20 protein-coding genes are annotated in these 25,687 nt (G+C 74.2%); 14 read left to right on the top strand and 6 right to left on the bottom strand.

Going from position 1 to position 25,687, the window contains the following annotated elements:
- Positions 1 to 77 precede the first annotated feature (77 nt).
- Both mshC and AC6EXY_RS15755 read left to right on the top strand, forming a co-directional pair.
- Entirely contained in the window at positions 78 to 1,403 is a 1,326-nt protein-coding gene (gene mshC, locus AC6EXY_RS15750) for a cysteine--1-D-myo-inosityl 2-amino-2-deoxy-alpha-D-glucopyranoside ligase (protein ID WP_101832084.1), read from the top strand.
- A 3-nt stretch (positions 1,404 to 1,406) separates the two neighbouring features.
- Positions 1,407 to 2,828 carry a DivIVA domain-containing protein gene (locus tag AC6EXY_RS15755; protein ID WP_499818710.1) on the top strand — a complete coding sequence of 474 codons (1,422 nt, stop codon included), beginning with the start codon at positions 1,407 to 1,409 and terminating at the stop codon, positions 2,826 to 2,828.
- Between the two features lie 108 nt (positions 2,829 to 2,936).
- Here AC6EXY_RS15755 and AC6EXY_RS15760 read toward each other — a convergent pair whose 3' ends face one another.
- Complete coding sequence (locus AC6EXY_RS15760; RefSeq protein WP_009737775.1) at positions 2,937 to 3,779, bottom strand: PAC2 family protein; 843 nt, start codon at positions 3,777 to 3,779, stop codon at positions 2,937 to 2,939.
- Positions 3,780 to 4,635: 856 nt separating this feature from the next.
- Here AC6EXY_RS15760 and AC6EXY_RS15765 point away from each other — a divergent pair.
- Positions 4,636 to 5,436, top strand: coding sequence for an HAD family hydrolase (locus AC6EXY_RS15765; protein WP_243407562.1), 801 nt, complete (start codon positions 4,636 to 4,638; stop codon positions 5,434 to 5,436).
- Between the two features lie 68 nt (positions 5,437 to 5,504).
- Here the strand turns inward: AC6EXY_RS15765 and AC6EXY_RS15770 are convergent, their stop codons facing one another.
- The 3 genes from AC6EXY_RS15770 to AC6EXY_RS15780 all read right to left on the bottom strand — a co-directional run bounded on the left by AC6EXY_RS15770 (position 5,505) and on the right by AC6EXY_RS15780 (position 10,626).
- Positions 5,505 to 8,036 (bottom strand): ABC transporter permease, encoded by a 2,532-nt coding sequence (locus tag AC6EXY_RS15770; protein ID WP_101832083.1) that lies wholly within the window; start codon positions 8,034 to 8,036, stop codon positions 5,505 to 5,507.
- A 3-nt stretch (positions 8,037 to 8,039) separates the two neighbouring features.
- Entirely contained in the window at positions 8,040 to 9,386 is a 1,347-nt protein-coding gene (locus AC6EXY_RS15775) for an ABC transporter ATP-binding protein (RefSeq protein WP_499818709.1), read from the bottom strand.
- A 268-nt stretch (positions 9,387 to 9,654) separates the two neighbouring features.
- Positions 9,655 to 10,626: a RecB family exonuclease gene (locus AC6EXY_RS15780; protein WP_499818708.1), complete on the bottom strand. Its 972-nt coding sequence runs from the start codon at positions 10,624 to 10,626 to the stop codon at positions 9,655 to 9,657.
- Positions 10,627 to 10,768: 142 nt separating this feature from the next.
- Here AC6EXY_RS15780 and AC6EXY_RS15785 point away from each other — a divergent pair, with 142 nt between their 5' ends.
- Positions 10,769 to 11,959: a zinc metalloprotease gene (locus tag AC6EXY_RS15785; protein WP_101831359.1), complete on the top strand. Its 1,191-nt coding sequence runs from the start codon at positions 10,769 to 10,771 to the stop codon at positions 11,957 to 11,959.
- Positions 11,960 to 12,111: 152 nt separating this feature from the next.
- Positions 12,112 to 13,083, top strand: a complete 972-nt coding sequence (locus AC6EXY_RS15790) for a tRNA (adenine-N1)-methyltransferase (protein ID WP_101831366.1) — start codon at positions 12,112 to 12,114, stop codon at positions 13,081 to 13,083.
- Positions 13,084 to 13,086: 3 nt separating this feature from the next.
- Here AC6EXY_RS15790 and AC6EXY_RS15795 read toward each other — a convergent pair whose 3' ends face one another.
- On the bottom strand, positions 13,087 to 13,410 hold the full coding sequence (locus tag AC6EXY_RS15795) for a ferredoxin (protein WP_101831360.1): 324 nt from the start codon (positions 13,408 to 13,410) through the stop codon (positions 13,087 to 13,089).
- 119 nt (positions 13,411 to 13,529) lie between these two features.
- Between AC6EXY_RS15795 and arc the strand changes: the two genes are divergently transcribed.
- The 5 genes from arc to prcA all read left to right on the top strand — a co-directional run bounded on the left by arc (position 13,530) and on the right by prcA (position 19,633).
- A complete protein-coding gene (gene arc, locus AC6EXY_RS15800) occupies positions 13,530 to 15,335 on the top strand; it encodes a proteasome ATPase (RefSeq protein ID WP_101831361.1) in 1,806 nt (601 codons plus the stop codon).
- Positions 15,336 to 15,561: 226 nt separating this feature from the next.
- Positions 15,562 to 17,079 carry a depupylase/deamidase Dop gene (gene dop / locus AC6EXY_RS15805; RefSeq protein ID WP_341477211.1) on the top strand — a complete coding sequence of 506 codons (1,518 nt, stop codon included), beginning with the start codon at positions 15,562 to 15,564 and terminating at the stop codon, positions 17,077 to 17,079.
- Positions 17,080 to 17,303: 224 nt separating this feature from the next.
- Positions 17,304 to 17,522 (top strand): ubiquitin-like protein Pup, encoded by a 219-nt coding sequence (locus AC6EXY_RS15810; RefSeq protein ID WP_499818707.1) that lies wholly within the window; start codon positions 17,304 to 17,306, stop codon positions 17,520 to 17,522.
- Positions 17,523 to 18,084: 562 nt separating this feature from the next.
- Complete coding sequence (prcB, locus tag AC6EXY_RS15815) at positions 18,085 to 18,909, top strand: proteasome subunit beta (RefSeq protein ID WP_207770252.1); 825 nt, start codon at positions 18,085 to 18,087, stop codon at positions 18,907 to 18,909.
- A 1-nt stretch (position 18,910) separates the two neighbouring features.
- Complete coding sequence (gene prcA, locus AC6EXY_RS15820; protein ID WP_101831364.1) at positions 18,911 to 19,633, top strand: proteasome subunit alpha; 723 nt, start codon at positions 18,911 to 18,913, stop codon at positions 19,631 to 19,633.
- A gap of 99 nt (positions 19,634 to 19,732) precedes the next feature.
- Here the strand turns inward: prcA and AC6EXY_RS15825 are convergent, their stop codons facing one another.
- Positions 19,733 to 20,518: a dienelactone hydrolase family protein gene (locus tag AC6EXY_RS15825; RefSeq protein WP_101831365.1), complete on the bottom strand. Its 786-nt coding sequence runs from the start codon at positions 20,516 to 20,518 to the stop codon at positions 19,733 to 19,735.
- A 335-nt stretch (positions 20,519 to 20,853) separates the two neighbouring features.
- Between AC6EXY_RS15825 and AC6EXY_RS15830 the strand changes: the two genes are divergently transcribed.
- From AC6EXY_RS15830 to AC6EXY_RS15845, 4 genes are all read left to right on the top strand, one after another.
- A complete protein-coding gene (locus tag AC6EXY_RS15830; protein ID WP_499842353.1) occupies positions 20,854 to 22,680 on the top strand; it encodes a hypothetical protein in 1,827 nt (608 codons plus the stop codon).
- A gap of 57 nt (positions 22,681 to 22,737) precedes the next feature.
- Positions 22,738 to 24,096, top strand: a complete 1,359-nt coding sequence (pafA, locus tag AC6EXY_RS15835; protein ID WP_101832306.1) for a Pup--protein ligase — start codon at positions 22,738 to 22,740, stop codon at positions 24,094 to 24,096.
- 14 nt (positions 24,097 to 24,110) lie between these two features.
- Positions 24,111 to 24,755, top strand: a complete 645-nt coding sequence (locus AC6EXY_RS15840) for an FKBP-type peptidyl-prolyl cis-trans isomerase (RefSeq protein WP_101832305.1) — start codon at positions 24,111 to 24,113, stop codon at positions 24,753 to 24,755.
- Between the two features lie 101 nt (positions 24,756 to 24,856).
- On the top strand, positions 24,857 to 25,687 hold an 831-nt coding region (locus AC6EXY_RS15845; protein WP_499842354.1), incomplete at its 3' end, for a helix-turn-helix transcriptional regulator.

A 25,687-nucleotide genomic window follows, 5' to 3' on the forward strand; every position in this document is an offset into this window, starting at 1 on the left:
GTTTGCGCAGGTCGGTCACGGCGGGCTTACCCGTCTTGTGCCCGCCGGGCACACGGTTCGCGGTTACGCTGACACGCATGCAGGCGTGGCCCTCTCCTCCGATCCGTCCCCTTCCCGGCCGTGGGCGACCACTGCGGATCCTCGACACGGCCACGGCGGCGGTGCGCCCTCTGGACGCCGGGCCGACGGCGCGTCTGTACGTCTGCGGCATCACGCCCTACGACGCGACCCACCTCGGCCACGCCTTCACCTACCTGACCTACGACCTCGCCCAGCGCGCTCTGCGCGACGCCGGCCACGCCGTGCGTTACGTCCAGAACGTCACCGACGTCGACGACCCGCTGCTGGAACGCGCCGCGCGCGACGGGATGGACTGGCAGGACCTCGCCACCCGGGAGATCGCGCTGTTCCGCGAGGACATGACCGCGCTGCGGATGCTGGCCCCCGACGCCTACGTCGGTGTCGTCGAGGCCATCGACATGATCGTCGAGATGGTCGGCGAGCTCGTCGCCTGCGGCGCCGCCTACCAGGTCGATGACGACGTGTACTTCTCCGTCGCCGCCGCGCCCGCCTTCGGCGAGGTCGCGGGCCTGCCCCGGGACGAGATGCTCGCCCTGTGCGCCGAACGCGGCGGTGATCCGGGCCGCGCCGGCAAGAAGGACCCGCTCGACCCGCTGCTGTGGCGCGCGCACCGGCCCGGCGAGCCGTCGTGGCCGTCGCCGTTCGGCGCGGGCCGGCCCGGCTGGCACATCGAGTGCGCGGCGATCGCCCGCCACCATCTCGGCGTCGTCGACATCCAGGGCGGCGGCACGGACCTCGCCTTCCCGCACCACGAGTGCTCCGCGGCGCACGCCGAGGTGGCCGCCGGCACCCGCCCGTTCGCCCGCCGCTACGTGCACACCGCGATGGTCGGTCTCGACGGGCACAAGATGTCGAAGTCGCGCGGCAACCTCGAGTTCGTCTCCCGGCTGCGCCGCGCCGGTGCCGACCCCGCGGCGCTGCGCCTGGCGTTGCTGGAGCACCACCACACCGACGCGTGGGAGTGGACGCCGGCGAGTCTGCCGGCCGCGCGCGAGCGCCTGGAGCGCTGGCGGGCCGCGGTGGCACTGCCCGCGGGCCCGGACGCCGCACCGGTGCTGGCCGCCGTGCGCGAGCGGCTCGCCGGCGACCTGGACGCCCCCGGCGCCCTCGCCGCGGTCGACGCCTGGGCCGCCGCCGCGCTCGCCGACGGGGCCGTGGTCCGCGCGGGCGGTTCGGGCGGCGACGCGGTCGCCGAGGCCGGTCACGCTCGGTCTTATGGCGACGCCGCGGGAGTCGGGGGGGAGGCGCCCGCACTCGTCGCCCGGCTGGTTGACACACTGCTCGGTGTAGACCTTGAACCCGTCCGACCCAGAGGGAGCTGAGGGATGGGGGCGCACCACCGCAGGACCGATCCCGGGGCCGGCGCCGAGCGGCCGGCCTTCGACGAGGTCACCCATGGCTACGACCCGCGCCAGGTGGACGACTACCTCGCCACGCTGTGGCGTTACGCCAGCCAGGTGACCTCCCGCGCGGCCGCGGCCGAGAGCGCGCTGAAGGCCGAGCGCGAGCGATCCGCGTCGGCGGGCGCCGACGAACAGCTCGCCGCGCAGGCCGGCGGGCGCATCGGGCAGATGCTCGCCATCGCCCACCAGGAGGCCGAGGAGATCATCAACGGCGCGCGGGTGATCGCCGAGTCGGCGCTCGAGGAGGCCATCGAGGACGCCGGGGCGAACCACCCGATCGTCCGCGAGGCCCGCGACCAGGCCGAGCGGCTGCTGCTTGACGCGGTCGAGGAGAGCCGCCGCATCGCCGCCGAGCGGCACCTGGAACTGCGGGAGGAGATCACCCGCAGCGCCGCCTCGCTCGACGCGCTGCGCCACCAGCAGGGCGAGATCATCGGCGCCGTGCTGCGGCTGCGCGCCATCCTCGGCTCCGACGAGGTCGATCGGGCCGTGACCGACCTGGCCCGTGCCGGCGCCGCCCCGAGCGCCGGTGGCGACGTCCCCGGTGGCGACGTCCCCGGCAGAGGTGTCCCCGGCGGAGGTGTCCCCGGCGGCGGCGTGCGAGGTGGGGCGGGCGGTGGTGGCGTGGGCGGTGGCGATCCCGCCGGGGGGCGCATGCCGGGCGTCGGCGCGGCGCAGGACCCCGGATCCGGGCCCGCCGGCGGCGGTGACGCACCGGTCGGCTCGGCGCCTCCCGGGGACGGGCTGACGCGCCCCACGGCGGCCCCGGCCGGCACGCCGCCCCCCGCGGCCGACGGCTGGGCGCCCGCGGACGTCGCGGGTCCCCCTGGCGGCCCATCCGGCCCCGCCGGCCCGGCGGCCGACGACCCCACGGCCGGGTCCTGGCAGGCGGATGCCGGCGCGTACGGCGCGTATGGCGCCGCCCCCTTCACCCCCGGCGCCTACGGCTCGGCGGATGCCCATGGCTCCGGCGACGCCGACGGCGGCGGGGTGGGCGGTTCCGCGGGCGGCAGCGGGTCCGCGGCGATGCGCGGCGCGTCCGGTGGTGTGTACAGCGCGACGACCGCGGACGGCGCCAGCGGCTACGGCGCCGGGGCGGCGGCGGCCGCCTCCCGGGCGTTCGGTGCCCGTGGCCACGGCTCGGGCACCGTCATCGGGTCGGCGGGCGCCGGTGGGTCGTCGCTCGGCTTCGGCCGCCGCCCCCCCGGCCGGCACCGCCAGGGGGACGTCGCCGACGGCGAGCCCGGCGCGGTGCCACCCCGCGCGTCGGTGCGCACCGCCGACGTGCCCTTCCGCCGCGGCGCCGACGAGGAGATCATCGACGCCGAGATCGTCGAGGAGTAGCACCCCGCGCCGCGGCCCGGCCGCCCGATCGGCCCCGAGGGCCGGTCACGGCCGCCGCCGGATCCGCATCCGGGCGCGTACGCAGACGCGCCCGGATGCGGGCGGTGGTCACTGCCCGCGGCGGCGCAGGTAACGCTCGAACTCGCGGGCGATGGCGTCCCCGCTGGCCTCCGGCAACGCCGTCTCCGGCTCCCGGGACTCCAGCGAGCGGACGTACTCGGCGACCTCGGTGTCCCCGGCGGCGAGCTCGTCGACCTGACGTTCCCACGCCTTCGCCCGTTCGGGCAGGTCACCCAGCGGGATCTCGATGTCGAGCAGATCCTCCACCCGGCGCAGCAGGGCGAGCGTCGCCTTCGGGCACGGGGGGTTCGCCACGTAGTGCGGCACCGCCGCCCAGAACGACACCGACGCGAGCTCCGCCCGCGCACACGCCTCGCCGAACACGCCGACGATCCCCGTCGGTCCCTCGTAGCGTGACGGCTCCAGCCCGAGCCGCGCCGCCGTCGCCGCGTCCCCGGCGGTGCCGCTGATCGGCACCGGGCGGGTGTGCGGCGAGTCGGCGAGCAACGCCCCCAGCGAGATCACCATGTCGCTGCCGAGGGCGTGCACCGCCTCGATGAGCTCGTCGGTGAAGCCGCGCCAGCGCATGTTCGGCTCCAGGCCGCGGATGAGCACCAGGTCCGTCTCGGACTTGGGCGGCCGCGCCACCGACAGCCGTGTCGTCGGCCAGGTGATCTTCCGGGAGGCGCCGTCGGTTCCACTCACCGTCGGGCGGTTCACCTGGAAGTCGTAGTAGTCATCCGGGTCGATGGCACCGATCACCCGGGCCTTGAACGCCGTCTCGAGATGCTCGACGGCCGCCGATGAGGCGTCGGCGGCGTCGTTCCATCCCTCGAAGGCGGCTACCACGACCGGCGACCGCAACTGGCCGACGCCGGAGAACTCGATCACCTACCACCTCCTGCCGCCCAGTGGCGGCCCACTGCCCCCGTGACAGTGCAACGGTACGTCCTCACGGAGACGACTCCTGCCCAGAGCCGACATCCGCGACGTCAGCCCTCCTTGCATCCGCTGGGGACCCTTCCCATGCCCGTGGGGGACCCCCGCGGGACCAGTCTGCCGGTGTTCTCGTGGGAACGCCTTTCCTCGGTCTGGCGATGCCGAACAGCGCGGGGCGGACGGGACATCCGGTCCGGATCGCCCCGGTGGCTGCACCGTACCGGCTCGGGACGGATACCCGCCGTCGCGGGAGCGTGAACGGTCGCGGTGAGGACTGTCGCCGTCGAGACATCCCCCTCCGTTCCCCCGCCGCCCGCCATGCCCGGTTCCGGCTGCGCACGCCGGCGGCCGACGGACATGATCCCGCCGTCCGCGGCCCCGGGGTGAGGTGGGTCCGCCGGAGCCCACCGCGGGTCCTGGCCCGCGCGGCCGGTCACCGCCGGCAGCACGGCCGGCGTCGGCGCCACGGATGTCGACCGGCATCACGCTCACCATGGTGGCGAGCGGCGGCCCGCGCCGATAGGGCATTCTGGACGGCCTGGCGCGCACCGGGAACGACGGCCGCGGCCGTGATCCGGTGTGAGATCCGACGCTCCGGTGACCGACGGCATCGTGGCATCGGTCCGGCAGCATACGACCCGGGCGGGTTTCGCCCGGGACCGGCCGCGCGGCTGGCCCCGGGCATGCCGTCCTGTCCGATCGGCCCGGCCTCGTCCCGGCGGGCCGGCCCCGTCGCGACCAGGCCCGGGGCCGTGTGTCGTGCGTTCCCGGACCAGCCGGTGCGCACCGAATCGAGCTAGGAGCGAACGTGGGTAGCCTCGCGGCGGTCTTCTTCGACATGGACGGCCTGCTCGTCGACACCGAGCCGATCTGGACCGTCGCCGAGCAGGAGGCGGCCGCCCGTCTCGGCGGCACGTTCACCCCCGCCATGAAACGGGCGATGATCGGGCACGGCATCGACACCGCAGTGCCGATCATGGTCGAGATGCTCGGCCAGCCGCCTGCCGCCGTCGCGGACACCGCCCGCTTCCTGCTGCGCCGCTCCGCCGAGCTGTTCCGCGAGCCCGGTGCGATCGTGGCGCAGCCCGGCGCTGTGGAGCTGCTGGGCGCCCTGCACGCCGGGGGCGTGCCCACCGCCCTGGTCTCCTCCTCGTTCCGGGACCTGATGGACCCGGTGCTCGACGTGATCGGCCGCGAGCTGTTCGCGGTGACCGTCGCCGGCGACGAGGTGAGCCGGCGCAAGCCGGACCCCGAGCCCTACCTGGTGGCCGCGCGCCACCTCGGCGCCGACCCGCGCTCCTGCGTGGTGCTGGAGGACAGCCCGTCCGGAGCCCAGGCGGGTGTCGCCGCCGCCTGCGCCACGGTGATGGTGCCCTCCATGCCGGATCTGCTGGACCTGACCACCCCCGCCGCCGCGGACCGGGTGGACACGCCCGCCGCGGCTGCCGCGGACCTGCGTGCCGCCCGTGCGTCGGACGTCGACGTGGCCCGCCGCGACGCCGGGCGGGCGCCGCTGCCCGAGGGCCTCGCCGCCGTGGTCGCGAGCCTGCACGAGGTCAGCCCCCGGCTGCTGGAGGAGCTGGTGGCCGCGCGCCGGACGCGGGCCTGAGCCGGACGCGGGTCTGAGAAGGTCCCCCGGGGCCCGGCGTCGCCCGGGCCGGGCCCGGGCGACCGGCGTCAGGCGGTGGAGATGGCGCGCAGGACGTCCATCCGGGCGGCGCGGCGGGCGGGGAACACGGCGGCGAGAATGCCGAGCAGCACGCCGATGAGGATCACGACGATGATCGTGCTGGCGGGGTAGGCGAAGGCGGTGATGCCCTGGCCTTCCAGCGCGCGGGTCAACGCCCAGCCGAAGACGCTGCCCACGGCCACGCCGAGCACCGCCCCGAACACCGAGATGATCGTCGACTCCATGACGACCATCGCCCGCATCTGGCCGCGGGACATGCCCACCGCGCGCAGCAGTCCGATCTCCCGGGTCCGCTCGATCACGGACAGGGCGAGGGTGTTCACGATGCCGAACAGGGCGATGACGACCGCCAGGGCCAGCAGCACGTAGATGAAGCCGAGCAGCTGGTCGACCTGTTTCTCCTGCTGCGCGACGAACTCGGACTGGTCGCGCACCTCCACCGTCGCGAACGGCTTGACCACCGCGTCGATCTGCGCCCGCACCGCCGCGGGTGATGCACCGTCAGCCCGTTTGACCAGGACGAACAGGTCGAGGTCGTCGGGGGTGTGCCGGGCGTACTGGGCGGTCGAGATGATCCAGGAGCCGGCGACCTGGCTCTTCTTGTAGGTGCCGACGAGGGTGAGGTCCTCGCTGCCGTCGGGGAAGGCCACCCGGATCTTCTGGCCGACCGTGAAGTGGTGGTCGGCGGCGACGCCGTCCTCGACGAGGATCGTGCGGTCGCCGAGGGCGTGGATGTCCCCGGACACCTTCTTGATCGCCAGAACCTTGAGCAGGCCGGCGGGATCCCCGGCGAGCAGCTGCACGCTGGAGCCGTCGACCTTGGCCAGCCCGCCGCGCAGGCCGGTGGCGGTGTCGATGCCCGGCTTGCCGGCCAGGTCACGCGCGACCTGGCCGCTGAAACCCTGCCCGAAGCCCTTGGCGGACAGGTAGAAGTCGGCGCCGAGACTGTCGGTCACCGTCGCCCGCACCGACTCCTTGATCGACTGGCCGAGGATCGCGAACGCGCTGACCAGAGCCAGGCCGATCATGAGCGCGGAGGCGGTCGAGGCCGTGCGGCGCGGGTTGCGCATCGCGTTCTCCCGCCCCAGCCGGCCGGTCGTCCCGAACATCGACACGAACGGCGTGCCGAGCACCCGGATCACCGGGCCGCTCAGCAGCGGCGACAGGGTGGCCACCCCGAGGAAGATCGCGGCGGCGCCGACGCCGACGGAGGTCGCCCCGGACTTGCCCGCCGACGCCGTGCCCAGCACCAGCAGCAGCACGCCGAGCGTGCTGAGCGCGAACCCGGAGATCGCCCGCAGGCGCAGCGACCGGGAGGGCAGCACGTAGGTTTCCCGCATCGCCGCGACCGGCGGCACCGACGCCGCCTTTCGTGCCGGCACGAACGCCGCCACCGAGGTGATGACCACGCCGACGGCGTAGGCGACGACGATGGTGCGGGGACTGAACACCAGTGACCCGCCGGGCAGGCTCACCCCGAACGCGCCGACGGCGGCCCGCAGCAGCAGGGCGAGGCCTGCCCCGACGACGAGCCCCGCGGTGGCGCCCGCGAAGCCGACCATGGCGGCCTCGACCTGCAGCGAGAGCTGGACCTGGCGGCGGCTCGCACCGATCGCGCGCAGCAGCGCCAGCTCCCGCACCCGCTGGGCCACCAGCATCGTGAACGTGTTGAAGATGATGAACGCGCCGACGAACACCGAGATCGCCGCGAAGATCAGCAGGAAGGTCGAGAACCCCCGGATCGCCTGCTGCACGGCGCCCGCGTTCTCGTCCGCGAGCTGCTTGCCGGTGATCGCCTCGACGCCGCCGGGCAGCACCGCGGCGACCCGCGCCCGCAGCTGCTCCTGTCCGATCCCGGGCGCCGCGGCGAGGTGCACGGCGCTGAACTCGTTCGGCGCCAGCAGCACCCGCTGGGCGGTCGCCGTGTCGAAGGCGGTCACCGCCGCGCCGCCGACGCTGTCCTGGCCGGCGACGCGGAACGTGCCGACCAGCGTGTAGGTACCGGGCGGACCCTTGGTCTGCACCACGATCCGGGTGCCCAGGGCGAGGTGCATCGACCGCGCGGTCGCCCGGTCGACGACGATCTCGCCCGGGCCGGGTGCGCGGCCCTCGGCGATCTGCTCGGAGGCGGTCGGCTGCCCGCCGGTCCAGTTCGTCCCGATGCCGGGCGCGCCACCGCCGTCCGCCGCCTTGCCGGTGCGCGGGTCGACGAGCACGGCCTGTCCGCTGACGGACCCGACGGCGGCCCGCACGCCGTCCACTCTGGCCAGGGCGGGCAGGACCGTCGCGGGCAGCGGCGGCCGGCCGTTGTCACTCGACGGGTCGATCTGGTTGACCGCCCGCACGGCGACGCTGACGTTCTTGTTGATGTCGGCGAACAGCGTGTCGAACGTCCGGTTGAGCGTGTCCGTGAGGACCAGTGTCCCCGTGACGAAACTCACACCGACGACGACCGCCAGCATGGACAGGACTAGCCGGACCTTGCGGGCCAGCAGGCTCTTGAGGGTCGCGCGCAGCATGGATCAGGCCCAGCCCGCCGACTCCGGGCCGTCCGCGCGGTAGCGGCCGGACTCCCGGTAGGACGGCGCGCCGTAACCGCCGCCGTCGGGATCGTGCGGTTCGCCGGGGTGCGGCCCGCCCCCGCCGCTCCCGCCCGGATCGGCCCTCGCCGGCCCTCGCCGGCCGCGGCCCCCCCGCGCCCCCGCGGGCGGTCCGTCGGGGATCGCGTCGAACTCGCCGGTCAGCTGCTCGGCGTAGCGCCGGTCGTAGCCGCCCGCGCCGCCGCCGTCGTCGCCATAACGCTGGTCGGGGTAGTCCCGCGCCGGGTAGTCCCTGCCGGGTTGCCGCGGGCCGCGACGGTTCCGGTCGGCGGGGTCCTCGTCCGGGCGGTCATAGCCGTCGTCGTAGCGCCCACCCCGGTCGCCGCCGCGGTGGCGCGACGCCCCGTAACTCTCCTCGTCGAGGTCGCTCTCGTCGTCGTAGTCGTCCTCGGCCTCGTAGCCGCCGGTGTCCGCGGCGGGGGAGACGAGGCCGCGCTGGGCGGCGTCGAGGTGCTTCATCCGGTCGAGCACCTCGTCGGCGGTCGGCCGCTCGATCGCGTCGACGAGCCGGCCGTCGGCGAGGAAGATCACCTCGTCGGAGTAGGAGGCGGCCGTCGCGTCATGGGTGACCATGACGATCGTCTGGCCGAGGTCGGTCACCGAGTCGCGCAGGAACTGGAGCACCTCGGCGCCCGAGCGGGAGTCCAGGTTGCCCGTCGGCTCGTCCGCGAAGATGATCTCCGGGCGGGTCACCAGCGCCCGGGCGCAGGCGACACGCTGCTGCTGGCCGCCCGACAGCTCCGGGGGCCGGTGCCCCAGACGGGGGGCGAGACCGACCGCGTCGACCACGGTGCGCATCCACTCCTTGTCGGGGGCGCGCCCGGCGATGCTCAGCGGCAGCGTGATGTTCTCCGCCGCGGTCAGCGTCGGCAGCAGGTTGAACTGCTGGAAGATGAAGCCGATGCGGTCGCGGCGCAGCCGGGTGAGCTCCTTGTCCGACAGCCGGGACAGATCCACGTCCCCGATGAACACCCGGCCGCGGGTCACCGTGTCCAGACCGGCGAGGCAGTGCATCAGGGTCGACTTGCCCGACCCCGAGGGCCCCATGATCGCGGTGAAGCGTCCGCGGGGAAAGCCCAGGTCGATCCCGCGCAGGGCGGTGACGATCGTGTCCCCGGAGCCGTAGACCTTCGTCAGCTGGCTGGCGCGCGCCGCCGCGACGCCGGAGGAGCCCGTCGCACCGCCGCCCGTGCGCCGCCCACGGCCGCGTGATCCGCCGTCGCCCGCGTCCCGTTGCCCGCCCGGGGATGATCCGGTCCGTCGGGCCATCAGCCGTCCTCCTCGCGCGCCGCGCCCCCCAGGGCGGGTGTCGGTGTCCCCGACCGCCCTGGGGCCGGGTCATGAGCGTGCCTTCGTCCTATGTACGTCTATCGGCGCGACGAGGACCGCACCGCGCCCAACCCGGCTCGTCCGGACAGCTGCGCCGCCATCGTCCGATCCCTCAACGAGCGAGACATGATCCGCATCTCGGCGCCGCCCGGGCCTGTGGACAACCCGATGCCAGGCCCGTTCGCCCGGGCCGTCCCCCGACCCGCCCCTAGCCGTCGGCCTCGCAGACGGCCGGCACAGCCTCCGCGAGCGCCGCCGCGGCCGCGGACCGGGGGGCCGGCAGCGGCGGGGGCGTCCCGCCGAACGCCGGGCAGCGCGCCTGATGATCGCACCAGGAGCACAGCCGGCTCGGCGTGGCCCGCCAGTCGCCGGTGCGGTGGGCGCGGTCGATCGCCGCCCACAGTGCCTCGATGCGCCGCTCGGTGGCACGCAGGTCCGCCTCGTCCGGCGTCGCCCGCAGCCAGGTGCGGTCCCCGAGGTAGTACAGGCGCAGCTCACGGGGGATCACGCCGCGTACCCGCCACAGCAGCAGTGCGTAGAACCGCATCTGGAACATCGCCGAGTTCTCGAACGCCGGCCCCGGCGAGCGGCCCGTCTTGTAGTCCACCACCCGCAGCGCGAGCCCCTGCGCGGTGGTCGCCTCGTCGAGGCGGTCCACGTAGCCGCGCAGCCGCAGCCCTGATTCCAGCACATGCTCGACGTAGAGCTCGCGGGCGGCGGGGGCGAGCCGGGTGGGATCCTCCAGCGCGAAGTAGCCGGCGAGCAGCTCGCGGGCCGATTCCAGCCACTGCGCCAGCGCCGCCTCGTCGTCGTCGAACAGGGTCCCGACCGCCGGCTCCCGCTCCCGCAGCCGCGCCCAGGCGGGCTCGACCAGCTCGGCGGCGGCCTGCAGGGTCCGCCCCGCCGGCGGCAGGTCGAACAGTCCCTCCAGGACCGCGTGCACGACCGTGCCGCGGGTGGCGGCGGGGCTGGGCGGCTCCGGCAGCCGGTCGATGACCCGGAACCGGTAGCGCAGCGGGCAGCTGACGAAGTCCGCCGCCCGCGACGGCGACAGTGACCCGATCAGCTCCCGCCCCCCGGGGGCGGCGGTGGGATCGGGCGCCGCCACCTCCGCGGGCCCGTGGGCGGGCGGGCCGGGCCGGGGCGTGGCCGGGTCGGGCCGGGGCGGCGGCTGCGTCATGGTCACGACCCTAGATCCCGCCACCGACAGCGCCGCGGGTCGGCCCCGCGGGCCCGGGGGTGCCGCCACCGGACGGCGTGCTGGTCACGGACGCGCACAGGGCCGGCAGACGCCGCCGGATCGGGTCCGTAGCATCGGATCCATGACGGATCAGCGCGGCAGTGTCGGCTCGGATGCCCAGGGCGGCCCGGGTGGCGTCGCGCGTCACCCGGAGGACCGCTCCTCCGGCGTCATGGTCGGCCGCGTCCGCGGCGTCCCGATCTACGTCTCGCCGCTCGCCCTGATCTTCGCCGTGCTGGTCGCCTACCTGATGTCCGGGTCGATCCGCGACCGGCTACCCACGGCCTCCGACGGTCAGGTCCTCGCCATCGCCGCGGTGATCTCGGTCGGGTTCCTCGCCTCCCTGCTGGCCCACGAGCTCGGCCACTGCCTCGTCGCGCTGCGGCTGGGCCACGTCGTGCACTCGGTGACGCTGCACGGGTTCGCCGGGTTCACCGCCTACGAGCCCGAGCCGCGCAGCGCCGGTCGGATGTTCCTGATCGCGTTCGCCGGCCCGGCCGTCAACGGGGTGCTCGCCGGGGCGGGCGAGCTGGTGCTGCTCGCCGTCGGGGCGGACACCCACGTCGGGGTCGCCGTGCGCGACCTCGCGTACATCAACCTGGCGCTGTTCGTGTTCAACCTCGCTCCGGGCCTGCCGCTGGACGGCGGCGGCGTGGTCGTGGCCGGCGTGTGGGCGCTGACCAAGGACAAGCTGCGCGGGCTGCGCGCCGGGGCGTACGGCGGCTTCCTGGTGGCGGCGGGGCTGCTCGTGTGGGGCACGACGGTCGCCGGCTCCGGCTTCGGCCTGTTCTACACATATGCTCTGGCGGGATTCCTGGCGTTCGCGGCCTTCCAGTCGTTGCGCGCGGCCCAGCTGCGCGGGCGGCTGCCCGGGCTGTCCGCCGGGCGGCTCGTGCGCCGCACGCTGCCCGTCGAGGGCGCGGTGCCGCTCGCCGAGGCGCTGCGCCGGGCCCAGGAGGTCGGCGCGACCTCCGTCGCCGTCATCGATCGTGACGGCAGCCCCATCAAGATCATGAACGGCTCGGCGGTCGACGCGCTGCCCGAGCATCGGAGGCCGTGGATGACCGTGGACGAGGTGAGTCGGGCGATCGGGCCCGGCATGGTGCTCGACGCCGACCTGGAGGGCGAGGACCTGCTCGCCGCCGTGCAGCGGGTGCCCGCCTCCGAGTACCTGGTCACCCAGCACGGCCGGCCGGTCGGCGTGCTCGTCATGGTCGACCTCGTCGCCCGGCTCGACCCGGCGGCCGCCGCGCGCATGGTGGCCCACCGGTGACCGCCCCCGACCACACCCCTGGACCCGCGGGGCAGGCCCCGCCGCCCGCCCCTCTCACCCTGGACGCCGAGCACACCCCTGTGGACATCGACACTCCTGTTCTCGACGCCGCGCTGAGCGACAGCTGCGCCGAGCCCACCGGCGACCAGCCCCTGGCCGCCCCCGCGCCGGACGAGCGCGACGCCCTGCTCGACCGGCCGCGCCCGACGGGTGCGGCGCACCGGCGGGGCCCGTTCACCAAGGGCGACCGGGTCCAGCTCACCGACCCCAAGGGCCGCCGGCACACGATCGTGCTCGAACCAGGCAGGCAGTTCCACACCCATCGCGGTGCCCTGGAGCACGACGCGCTGCTCGGCCGGCCCGAGGGGATCGTCGTCACCAGCACCGGCGGCACGGACTACCTGGCGCTGCGGCCGCTGCTCGTCGACTTCGTGCTGGCCATGCCGCGGGGGGCGACCGTCGTCTACCCCAAGGACGCGGCGCAGATCATCACCTACGCCGACATCTTCCCCGGCGCCCGGGTCCTGGAGGCCGGCGTCGGCTCGGGGGCGCTGTCCTGTTCCCTGCTGCGCGCGATCGGCGACGCGGGCCGGCTGGTGTCCTACGAGCGGCGCGAGGACTTCGCAGAGATCGCCCGCCGCAACATCGAGGCCTTCTTCGGCGGTCCGCATCCGGCGCACACCGTCCGCGTCGGCGACCTCGCTCAGACCAGCGAGCGTGACGTGGACCGGGTCGTCCTCGACATGCTGGCCCCCTGGGACGTCGTGGACGCGGTGAGCGCCGCGCTGGTGCCCGGCGGGGTCGTGTGCGCCTACGTCGCCACCACGACCCAGCTCTCGCGCGTCGTGGAGGCCCTGCGCGGTCACGGCACGTTCGCCGAGCCCGCGGCCTGGGAGACGATGATGCGCGACTGGCATGTCGAGGGCCTGGCGGTACGCCCGGGCCATCGCATGGTCGGTCACACCGGCTTCCTGGTCACCGCGCGCCGCCTTGCCGACGGGGTCACCCCGCCGGTGCGCCGCCGCCGCCCCGCCAAGGGCGCCCTGCCCGACGCCGCCGACGCCCAGGCCGCGCCGGACCCGGGGACCACGCCGGGCGACTCCGGGCCGGTCGCTGGCTGGTAGCGGTCAGTCGGCGGGGCCGCCGGCCTCGATGGTGCCGTCGGGGCGCGTGACGTAGATGCACGTGCCGGGGCACTCGTCGGCCGCGTCGAGGACGGCGTTCACGACGGGCAGCGGCACGCCGACGTAGGCTCCCTCGGACGTCTGCAGGTCACCGGTCTCGTCCTTGACGTAGGCCAGCCCGTCGACGTCGAACTCGAAGACGCTCGGAGCGAGCTGGACGCACAGGCCGTCACCGGTGCAGGCGCCCTGGTCGACCCGCACGCGCAGGTCGGCCGAAACGCCCGGCTTCGCTGGAGTTGCCACAGGGCTCCGATCTTCTGTCACCATGGCACCGTAACCCGCTGTTTACGGCAAAGCTCGGTCGTCCTTGCGTGACCGGCCTGCCAGCGGCGGTCACAACGGTAGTGTGGGTGCGTCCCGGTCAGCACGGGGGAGGTGGAGGCGCAGTGTCCGGTCCCCGTTCGGGCTCTGGCTCCGATGGGAGCACGGGTCGTCCAGGTGATGCCGAATCACGGCGGTCGGCGTACGAGAAGGAATCACACGAGCTCACGACGCAGGTCGCCTTCCTGGAAGAGGAAGTGGCCATGCTGCGGCGTAGGTTGTCCGAATCGCCCAGGCAGGTCAGGGTGCTGGAGGAACGGCTCGCGGAGGTACAGGCGGAGCTGTCGTCGGTCGCAGGCCAGAACGACAGGCTCGTCTCGACCCTGCGCGAGGCGCGCGACCAGATCGTCACCCTGAAGGAGGAGGTCGACAGACTCGCGCAGCCGCCCAGCGGCTACGGGATCTTCGTCTCTCGGTACGACGACGGCACCGTCGACGTGTTCACCCAGGGCAGAAAGCTCCGGGTGACCGTGTCGCCGAGCGTCGACGTCAGTGGGCTGGCCCCCGGTCAGGAGGTCATGCTCAACGAGGCACTCAACGTGGTCGAGGTGCGGGCCTTCGAACGGCAGGGCGAGATCGTCCTGCTCAAGGAGGTCCTCGAGGGCGGCGACCGGGCACTGGTGCTCGGCCACACCGACGAGGAGCGGGTGGTCATGCTCGCCCAGCCGCTGCTCGACGGGCCGATCCGCGTCGGTGACTCGCTGCTCATCGAGCCCCGCTCGGGCTACGCCTTCGAGCGGGTGCCGAAGTCCGAGGTCGAGGAGCTCGTCCTCGAAGAGGTCCCGGACATCGGCTACGAGCAGATCGGCGGCCTCAAGAGCCAGATCGAGTCGATCCGCGACTCGGTGGAGCTCCCGTTCCTGTACAAGGAGCTGTACCGGGAGCACCAGCTCAAGCCGCCGAAGGGCGTGCTGCTCTACGGCCCGCCCGGCTGCGGCAAGACGCTGATCGCGAAGGCGGTCGCGAACTCGCTGGCCAAGAAGGTCGAGGCCAAGACCGGTGAGGGTAACGGCCGGGCGTTCTTCCTCAACATCAAGGGTCCGGAGCTGCTCAACAAGTTCGTCGGCGAGACCGAGCGGCAGATCCGGCTGGTGTTCCAGCGGGCGCGCGAGAAGGCGTCCGAGGGCATGCCGGTGATCGTGTTCTTCGACGAGATGGACTCGATCTTCCGGACCCGTGGCTCGGGCGTGTCCTCCGACGTGGAGAACACGATCGTTCCGCAGCTGCTCAGCGAGATCGACGGCGTCGAGCAGCTCGAGAACGTCATCGTGATCGGCGCGTCGAACCGCGAGGACATGATCGACCCGGCGATCCTGCGGCCGGGCCGGCTCGACGTGAAGATCAAGGTGGAGCGCCCCGACGCCGAGGCGGCCCGCGACATCTTCGCCAAGTACGTCGTGCCCAGCCTGCCGCTCTACCCGGACGACCTCGCCGAGTTCGAGGGCAACCGGGAGGCGACGGTCGCCGCGATGATCCAGCGGGTCGTCGAGCGGATGTACGCGGAGAGCGAGGAGAACCGCTTCCTCGAGGTGACCTACGCCAACGGTGACAAGGAGGTCCTGTACTTCAAGGACTTCAACTCGGGCGCGATGATCGAGAACATCGTCGCCCGCGCCAAGAAGATGGCGGTCAAGGAGCACATCGAGGGCGGCAAGAAGGGGCTGCGCATGCAGTACCTGCTCGCCGCCTGCATGGACGAGTTCAAGGAGAACGAGGACCTCCCGAACACGACCAACCCGGACGACTGGGCCCGGATCTCCGGCAAGAAGGGCGAGCGGATCGTGTACATCCGCACGCTCGTCACCGGCACCAAGGGCACCGAGGCCGGCCGCTCCATCGACACCATCGCCAACACCGGCCAGTACCTGTAGCAGGGCGGGCGGGAGCACTTCCCACCGCGCGTGACGACGGCGCCCGGGACCGAGTTCGGTCCCGGGCGCCGCCGCGTGCCCGGCGCGAAACAGGCGCCGGGCGGGCCGAACCACCCCCGGCCGGGACGGATCGGTGCGGGGTGGGAGAGCTCCGCGCGCATCGCCCAGAGCAAACAAGGCAGGCGTCCGGCCAACCGACGGCCCGCGCAGCACCTACGCTTGCAGAGTGAGCGCGCGCCGGATCATGGGGATCGAGACCGAGTACGGGGTGTCGGTGCCCGGTCAGCCCAACACGAACCAGATGCTGGCCTCGTCCTTGGTGGTGAACTCCTACGCCAACCGGACGTCGGCCCCGGGCAGTCGCGCCCGGTGGGACTTCGAGGAGGAGTCACCACTGCGCGACGCCCGGGGTTTCGAGCTGCCACGAGAACCGGCGGTCGACCCGAGCGCCCCGGCGAACGAGGACGACCTGGGCCTGGCCAACGTCATCCTGACCAACGGGGCCCGGTTGTACGTCGACCACGCCCACCCCGAGTTCTCCGCGCCGGAGGTCACCAACCCGCGTGACGCGGTGCTGTGGGACAAGGCCGGCGAGCGGGTGATGGCCGAGGCCGCCCGGCGCGCTCTGACCGTGCCCGGCACCAGGCCGGTGCACCTGTACAAGAACAACACCGACAACAAGGGCGTCTCGTACGGCTGCCACGAGAACTACCTGATGGCCAGGTCCACCCCCTTCGGGGAGATCGTGCGCCATCTGACCCCGTTCTTCGTCTCCCGCCAGGTCATGTGCGGCGCGGGCCGGGTCGGCCTCGGTGTGGACAGCCGCGAGGCCGGCTTCCAGATCAGCCAGCGGGCCGACTTCTTCGAGGTCGAGGTCGGCCTGGAGACGACGCTGAAGCGGCCCATCATCAACACCCGCGACGAGCCGCACGCCGACCCGGAGAAGTACCGCCGGCTGCACGTCATCATCGGCGACGCGAACATGAGCGAGGTCGCCACCTACCTCAAGGCCGGCACCACCTCGCTGGTCCTGGCGATGATCGAGGACGGCTGGTTCAGCGTCGACCTGTCGGTGGACGGGCCGGTCGCGGCGCTGCGGGCGGTCTCCCACGACCCGTCGCTCAAGCACCTCGTCAGCCTGCGCGACGGCCGGCGGATGACCGCCGTCCAGCTGCAGATGGAGTACTACGAGCAGGCCCGCAAGTACGTCGAGAACCGCTTCGGCGCCGATGTCGACCCGCAGACCGCCGACGTGCTGGCCCGCTGGGAGTCGGTGCTGGGCCGCCTCGAGGTCGACCCGATGAGCTGCGCCCGCGAGCTCGACTGGGTCGCGAAGCTGTCGATCCTCGAGGGCTACCGCGGCCGTGACGGCCTCGCCTGGGACTCGCCCCGCCTGGAGCTCGTCGACCTGCAGTACCACGACGTGCGCCCGGAGAAGGGCCTGTACAACCGGCTGGTCGAGCGCGGCCGCTTCGAGCGGATCCTCGGCGAGGACGAGGTGACCCGGGCGATCACCGAACCGCCCGAGGACACCCGGGCCTTCTTCCGTGGCCGCTGCCTGGCGCTCTACCCGCAGCAGGTCGCCGCCGCCTCGTGGGACTCGGTCATCTTCGACATCGGCCGGGACTCGCTGCAGCGGGTGCCGACCCTCGAGCCGCTGCGCGGGACCAAGGCCCATGTGGGGGAGCTGCTGGAGCGCTGCGCCACCGCCGCCGACCTGGTCGACGCGCTCGCCGGGCGCTGACCTGAGCCCCGCCGGCGGCATGACGCCGGCCGGCGGGGGCACGAAGGTGCCATCGCGGGCCGTGTCGGTGGGCCGCGGCGACGGCGCCGGCGCGGACGGGTTGCGCCCTGGGCGGACGCGGCCACGAGACGGCCAGTTCGTGATGGAGTGGACCTCTCACCGATCCGGCGGATGGTGTCGGTGGGGCGGGATAGTGTCGCGCCAGGCGATCGAAGGAGGGCTTCATGGCCACCAGGGACAGCGGCGGCGGGCAGCAGCACACGAACCGGCGCGAGGACGAGGCCGACGAGGTCCAGACCGAGTCGACGGACGCCTCCGATCTCAAGGAGCGGCACGAGAAGCTCTCCGAGGACGTCGACTCGCTGCTCGACGAGATCGACGACGTCCTCGAGGAGAACGCCGAGGAGTTCGTGAAGGGCTACGTCCAGAAGGGCGGCGAGTGACGGCCGCGCCGGCCCCGCGCGGGCCCCGCCATTCGGCGCGGGTGCTCTGAGCCGTTCGTCGGCGCGGGTGCTCTGAGGCGCCGAGGCGGCGTCGCGGCCGCGCGCCCTGGCGGGTGCGCCGCGGGCCGCCGAACGGACTGCGGACGGCGCGGCCGGAACCGGGGTTGTGGCATCGCTCGCCCGTGCCCGCCGGGTTCCCTGCCTTTGCGGCGCGTGCCCGTTCGGCGGGAGCGCGCGGTCGCGCCGCGGCTGTGGGGTTGCGCGGTCGGTGCGGCGCGGTGCCGCGGCCGTGGCGAAGCGGCTCCCGGCGGGCGCGGGCTCGCCCGCAGGTGCCGTCCAGGAGTGCTCCCGGTGAGGCCCGTCGGGGGTGGTCGAGCGGGCGGCGGGTACGCCGCGGCGGCCGATGTCCGGTGCGTGTCCGCCGGCGTGATCCGACCGGCGGGGCTCCCCGCCCGCATCCACGGCCGATGGCCCTATGTTGTGCACATGCGCACGCCAGCGCGGTGCCCGGAGCCGCCGGGACGCCGCCGCCCGTGTGGGACGTCTATCGAAAGGGGGATGCGTGGCTGATCCATTGGGTAGCGCCGGGCGTCTACCGGCTGTGTTCATGACGCCGGGGACGTCGTCGTTCACCGACTTCCTGTCGCAGTCGGCGCCGCACCTGCTGCCGGGTTCCGCCGCGGGCCTGCCGGCGCCGGTGACCGAGGTGGCGCACGGCACGACGATCGTCGCGGTGACCTTCCCCGGTGGTGTGATCATGGCCGGTGACCGGCGCGCGACGCAGGGACACATGATCGCCCAGCGGGACGTCGAGAAGGTGCACCACGCCGACGACTACTCCTGCGTCGGCTACGCCGGCACGGCCGGGGTCGGCGCCGAGCTGATCCGGCTGTTCCAGGTGGAGCTCGAGCACTACGAGAAGATCGAGGGCGCGACGCTCAGCCTCGACGCCAAGGCCAACCGCCTCGCCGCCATGGTCAAGGGCAACCTGCCGATGGCGCTGCAGGGCCTCGCGGTGGTCCCGCTGTTCGCCGGTTACGACCCGGACACCGACGCCGGGCGGATCTTCTCCTACGACATCGCGGCCGCGAAGTCGGAGGAGCGCGCCTACGAGTCGATCGGGTCCGGCTCGGTGTTCGCGAAGGGCTCGCTGAAGAAGCGCTTCCGCGCCGACCACAGCCAGGACGACGCGGTGCGCATCGCCGTCGAGGCGCTCTACGATGCCGCCGACGACGACACCGCCACCGGCGGCCCGGACCCGATCCGCCGGCTGTACCCGATCGTCGCCGCGGTCACCGCCGACGGGTACCACCGCTACGCGGACGATGAGGTGGAACCCGTGGTGAGCGCCATCATCGCGGATCGCACGACAAGCACAGGAGGCTGACGTGACCATGCCGTTCGGCTACGCGAGCCCCGAACAGCAGGTCCGCGACAAGAGCGAGTACGCGCGCAAGGGCATCGCACGCGGGCGCAGCGTCGTCGTCATCACCTACGCGGACGGGATCCTGTTCGTCGCCGAGAACCCGTCGGCGACCCTGCACAAGATCAGCGAGATCTACGACCGGATCGCGTTCGCCGCCGTCGGGAAGTACAACGAGTTCGAGAACCTGCGCACCGCCGGCATCCGGCTGATGGACTCCCGCGGCTACATGTACGACCGTCGCGACGTCACCAGCCGGGCGCTCGCCAACGCCTACGCGCAGACCCTCGGCGCGATCTTCACCGAGAGCGTCAAGCCCTACGAGGTCGAGATCGTCGTCGCCGAGGTCGGCCGCAGCAGCGACGACGACCAGATCTACAAGCTGACCTTCGACGGGTCGATCGCCGACGAGCGCGGCTTCGTCGCCATCGGCGGCGCCTCCGACCAGGTCACCACCTCGCTCAAGGAGCACCACCGCGACGGCCAGTCCCTCGCCGACGCCCTGCGCATCGCCGTGCGGGCGCTGACCGTCAGCGTCCCGCCGGGCCTCCCGCAGAACGGCGAGCGGGTGCTCACCGCGGCGAACCTGGAGGTCGGCATGCTCGACCGCACCCGGGCGCGGCGGCAGTTCAAGCGCATCGCCGACAGCACCCTGTCCGACCTGCTGGCCCAGACCGCCAGCTCCTGACCGGGGCCCGCCGCCGGGCGCCCTCGCCTACGCGCGAGGTCCGGCGGCGGGCGTGGCGTGCGCGCGGGTCGCGGGTGCGTGACCCGCCGGCGCCGTGGGTCAGCGCGGGCGGACGTGCTCGTCGAGGAACGCGAGCGCCCGGGTCCACGCGTCGGCCGCGGCGACCGGCCGGTAGGTCGCCGCGCGGTCCTCACTGTGGAAGGCGTGGCCCGCGTCCGGGTAGCTGACCAACTCGGCGCGCCGGCCGCTGCGGGCGACCGCGGCCCGTAGCGCCGCGATCTCCTCGGTCGTGATGAGCGCGTCCTGCTCGCCGTACAGACCGAGCCACGGCCCGAGCAGCCCCGGTGCCGCCTCCACCAGCGGCGGCACCCCCGACCAGTACGGCTCGCTCACCCCGCCGCCGTAGAACGACACCGCCGCGGCCAGCGGATGGCGGGTGGCGGTGTGCAGGGCCACCGTGCCGCCCATGCAGAAGCCGACGATCGCCTGCTGCGCCGGCCCGAACCCGGCGTCGGCCAGATGGCCCAGCGCCCCGTCCACGTCCGCGTCGATGCCCGTGCCGGTGAGGGTGAGCATGGTCGTCGAGGCTGACGGCCAGCTGCCCTCCGGGTCCACCTCGTCGAAGCCGTCGCGGTGGTAGAGGTGCGGCGTGACGGCCAGCCAGCCGGCGTCGGCCAGCCGGTCGCACACGGACACCAGGTACGGCGTGATGCCCCGCGCGTCCTGCACGACGACGACTCCGCCGCGCGGCGGGTCGTCCGCGGCGGGGGCGACGATCGTCAGAGGTACCGAGCCCCGCCGGTCGACCTCCACCCGCAGATTGCTCTTCAGGGCGCCGGCACGCCGCGCCGCCCGGGCTGTCGCGTCGTTCGTTCCGCTTGTCATGCCGGCCATCCTTCCCTGTTCTCGCCGCCGTGACCGCCCCGGTGGGTGCCGGTGCCGGGGCCGAGCCGGGCCCGACCCGGCGCCGCGACCGTGCCCGGATCGGTCCGGTCGGGCCGGATCGGCCGGGACACGCCCGGCGGCGACACGCCGTCCGAGGGAGCGTCGGACAGGACGTGACCCATCGAAGGCGCCAGGCTACTTCCCGTAGGTGTCCCGGCGGCTCCGCCGGACGGAGGGGAGGATGCGGTGAGCAGAGCGCGGCCGAACAGGACGGCGGATGCGCGCGCGGCGGCGGGCCCGAACGGCGGGGCCGGCGAGTCCGGGGGAGCGCTGCCGTGGTGACCGGCGGGCGGGACCGTCCAGGCGAGCACGATCCTCTTCCCGACCAGCGCCTGCGGGACCACCCGCGGCCCGACCCGCCTCCGGCGGGTGATGGCCACCCGGCCGCGGGGATCGGGCGGGCCGAGGCCGCCCCCGACGACCGGGTCTCCGGCGCGGCCGCGGCCACCGGCCCCGACCCGCTGGCCGCCCCCGACCCGCTGGCCGCCCCCGGCCGTCCGCACGCGCATCCGGGTTACCCGGTGCACGATCACGGGCCGGGACTGCCCGCGACGGCGCAGCACCGCGCCGCCTACGGCCACCGCCACGACATCACCGGCGCGGTGGTGCCCGCCGAGCCGCCCGCCGCGGGATCGGCCACCGGCGCGGAGCCCGTGGCCGACGGCGGATCGGCGCGGGAGGCGGGCCGGGCCGGCGAGGCGGCCGAGGTGGCGGCGAGCGGCGCCGTCGCGGTTCCCGCGGCCCGCCGCGACGGGGCCGGCACGCCCTCGGTCGGCGACGTCCTCGGCCTGCGAGGGGTGCGGCGCGCCGCCGTCATCACCGTCGGCATGGCCCTGCTGATGGGACTGCTGGTCTGGCTGTACGGCACGTCGGTGACCAGCCTGCGGCCCCGGAACCTGCCGATCCTCACCGTGGGCACGGAACCCGCGGCGACGGCGCTGGCCGACCAGATCAGCCGGGTCGAGCCCGGCGCCCTGTCCGTGCGCACCGTGCCGGACGTCGCCGCCGCCGACCGGGCGCTGCGCGACCGCGACGCCTACGCGGCGATCGTCATCGGCGACGACGGGCTGACCCTGCGCGTCGCGTCGGCGGCGAGCCCCGCGGTCACCGAGGCGATCACCCGGGGCATCCGGGTGTTCATGCCCGGCCTGGAGATCCCGGTCGTCGACGTCGTCCCGAACGCGCCCCGCGACCAGGGTGGTGGCGGGCTCGCCGCCGGCTACCTGCCGCTGGTGCTCGTCATCGTCGCCGCCGCGGTGCTGCTGACCCGGCTGGTGCGCTCGCGGGCGGTGCGCCTGGCCGGCATCGCCGCGCTGTCGGTGCTGTGCGGGTTCGCGGGCGCCGTGGCGCTGCGCGGCGCGCTGCACGTCCTGCCGGGGTCGTTCCTGACGACGATGGCGGTGGTGACGCTGCTGACCCTCGCGGTGGCCGCCCCCGTCGTCGGCGCCGGGGCGGTCGCCGGGACGGCGGGCCTGGTCGGCGTCGTGCTCGTCGTCGTCGTCGGTGCGGCGCTGTCGGCCGCGGCGAGCGCGCCGGAGATGCTGCCGCGGCCCTGGGGGGGCATCGGTCAGTTCGCGCCGCCCGGCGCGGGTTCGACGCTGCTGCGCTCGACGTCCTACTTCGCCGGCGCCGGCGGCGGCCGGCCGGTGGCCGTGCTGGCCGGGTGGCTGCTGGTCGGGCTGTGGCTGGCGTTCGTGGGCGAGGGCGGCGCGTCGGCGCCGAGCGGCACGCCCGGCGACCGGCTGCGGCCCGCCGCCCCGGCGCCGCCTCCCACCGCGCCGCGCCCGGCCGGCCTGTCCCAGCCCACCCTGTCCCAGCCCACGCCGGCCCAGGCGGGTCTGGCCCGGTCCCCGGCGACACAGTCCGCACTGGCCGGGCCCGCACTGGCCGGGCCGTCGTTGGCGGAGTCGGAGCCGACGCAGCCGGCGGCGCCGCTGGAGCGCACCGTGCCGATGGACGCGCCCGGGTCCGCCGGCAGCGTCCGGCTGGTGCCGCCGAGCCGCCCCGCGGACGCCTGCGCCGGGCCGACCGTCGACGCCCGCGCGGACGGCGCGGCGGACCCGGCGGCGGGCGGCGGGCCGGGAGGCCCGGCACCCCGGTGAGCGTGGTCCCGAGCGTCTGGCCCCGCCGGGGCGGCATCCGAGCATAGGGTCACAGACGTGGATCGCCGCATCTTCGGACTGGAGAACGAGTACGGCGTCACCTGTGTGTTCCGGGGGCAGCGACGGCTGTCCCCGGACGAGGTGGCGCGGTACCTGTTCCGTCGTGTCGTGTCGTGGGGACGCAGCTCCAACGTGTTCCTCAAGAACGGGGCCCGCCTGTACCTCGACGTCGGGAGCCATCCGGAGTACGCCACCCCGGAGTGCGACTCCGTGCCGGACCTCGTCACCCACGACAAGGCCGGCGAACGCATCCTCGAGGGTCTGCTCGTGGAGGCGGAACGGCGGCTGCGGGAGGAGGGCATCGCTGGCGACATCCACCTGTTCAAGAACAACACCGACTCGGCCGGCAACAGCTACGGCTGCCACGAGAACTACCTCGTCGGCCGGCACGGCGAGTTTTCCAAGCTCGCCGACGTGCTCGTCCCGTTCCTGGTCAGCCGGCAGATCCTGTGCGGCGCGGGCAAGGTGCTGCAGACCCCGCGCGGGGCGGTCTACTGCATCTCCCAGCGCGCCGAGCACATCTGGGAGTCGGTGTCCTCGGCGACGACCCGCTCGCGCCCGATCATCAACACCCGCGACGAGCCGCACGCGGACGCCGAGCGCTTCCGCCGCCTGCACGTCATCGTCGGCGACTCGAACATGAGCGAGACGACGATGCTGCTCAAGCTCGGCTCGACGGACCTCGTGCTGCGGATGATCGAGGCCGGGGTGATGCTGCGCGACATGACGCTGGAGAACCCGATCCGGGCGATCCGCGAGGTCAGCCACGACATGACCTGCCAGCGTAAGATCAAGCTGGCGAACGGCCGCGAGGTCAGCGCCCTGGACATCCAGCGCGAGTACCACGCCAAGGCCGTCGAGTTCGTCGAGCGCCGCGGCGGTGACGCCGTCGCCAAGCGGGTGCTGGACCTGTGGGGACGCACGCTGCTCGCGATCGAGACCGACGACCTCGAGCTCGTCGCCCGCGAGATCGACTGGGTGACGAAGTACGTGCTCATCGAGCGGTTCCGGCACCGCCACGGCCTGTCGCTGGCCTCCCCGCGCGTCGCCGAGCTCGACCTGAAGTACCACGACATCCACCGCGACCGCGGCCTGTACTACCGGATGGAACGCGCCGGCCTCGTCGAGCGGGTCACCCGCGACCTCGACGTGTTCGAGGCGAAGTCCCGCCCGCCGCAGACCACCCGCGCCCGGCTGCGCGGCGAGTTCATCAAGCGGGCCCAGGAGAAGCGCCGCGACTTCACCGTCGACTGGGTCCATCTCAAGCTCAACGACCAGGCCCAGCGTACGGTGCTGTGCAAGGATCCCTTCCGCTCCGTCGACGACCGCGTCGACAAGCTCATCGCCAGCATGTGAGGAACCCCCCGTCCGTGACGTCCCTCCCGCGGCCCGTCCGTGCCGTCCTGCCCGCCGCCCGCGCCCGTCACCGTGCCCGCGCGCTCGCCGCCGCCCTGCTGCTGCCGGCGACGCTGGCCGGTCTCGCGCTCACCGGCTGCTCCTCGTCGACCGGTCCCGACGGCACCAGCGCCGCCCCGGTGCGCGCCACGCGGCCCGCCGGCCCCGCGCTGCCCGCGGTGCGCAACGCCACCGACCTGAGCCTCGCCCCCCGCGCCGCCGCGGGCTCCGGCGCCGCGCCGACGGGGCTGGTCACCCGCGACCTGGTGACCGGCACCGGCACGCGGGCCACGGCCACGAGCACCGTGCGCATCCAGTACTCCGGCGTGCTGTGGCGCAACGGCGACGAGTTCGACTCCACCTGGGCCGGCAACGGCGGGCAGGCCGTCACCTTCCCGCTGTCGGGCACCATCCCCGGGTTCGGCCGGGGCATCGACGGCATGCGCGTTGGCGGCCGCCGCGAGATCGCCATCCCGCCGGCGCTCGGCTACGGGCCGATGGGCGGCCAGCCGCCGACGATCCTCGCCGACGACACCCTGGTGTTCGTCGTGGACCTGCTCGCCGTCGCGCCCGCCTCCGCCGGCTCCGGCGCGGGCGGCGCCGAGGGTGCCCAGCCCTGACGGCACCGTGCGCGCCCCGGTGGCGCGCCCCCCGACACGACCGCCGAGGCATCTCACCTCGAGGGTCGTGTCGGGGCCCGGGCGGGGTGCGGCTAGCCTGTGTGAGTGTGTCCCGGCGCCGGGTGGAACGCCTGCTCAACCTGACGATGTGCCTGATGGCGACATCGCGTTTTCTCACCGTGTCCCAGCTTGGGGAACTGGTCGAGGGATACGAGCCGGGCGTCGGCGCGGAGGAGCAGGACGCCTTCCGGCGGATGTTCGAACGGGACAAGGCCTACCTGCGCGAGATCGGCATTCCGCTGGAGACCGGCACCGACTCGGCGCTCAGTGACGAGGTCGGCTACCGCATCCGCCGCGGTGACTACGCGCTGCCCGACATCGCGCTGGCCCCCGACGAGGCGGCGGCGCTCGCCCTCGCCGGCTCGCTGTGGTCGTCGACGGCGCTGGCCGGCCCGGCTGCCAGCGCCCTGCGCAAGCTCGCGGCCGGCGGTGCGGCGGTCGACGAGGGCGGGGGCCTCGCCGCCCTCGACGGGTTCGAGCCACGGGTCGACGCCGCCGAGCCCGCCTTCGAACCGTGCCTCGCCGCCGTCCAGTCCGGCCGGGCGATCCGTTTCCCCTACCGCAAGGTCGGCGAGGCGGCGGTCGCCGAGCGGCAGGTGGAGCCGTGGGGCGTGCTGTCCTGGCGGGGCCGCTGGTACCTGGTGGGTCACGACCTCGTCCGCGCCGCGCCGCGGGTGTTCCGCCTGTCGCGGGTCGCCGGCACCGTGCGCCTGGTCGGCCCCGCCGGCGCCGTGCGGGTGCCCCCCGGCACCGACCTGCACCGGATGGTGTCCGCGCAGGCACCGCCGGAACGCACCCGCACCGCGACGCTCGCCGTGCGCCGCGGCGCCGGGCACACGCTGCGCCGCGGCGCCCGCCGGCCGGGCGGGCGG

The sequence above is a fragment of the Frankia sp. RB5 genome (assembly GCF_059816245.1).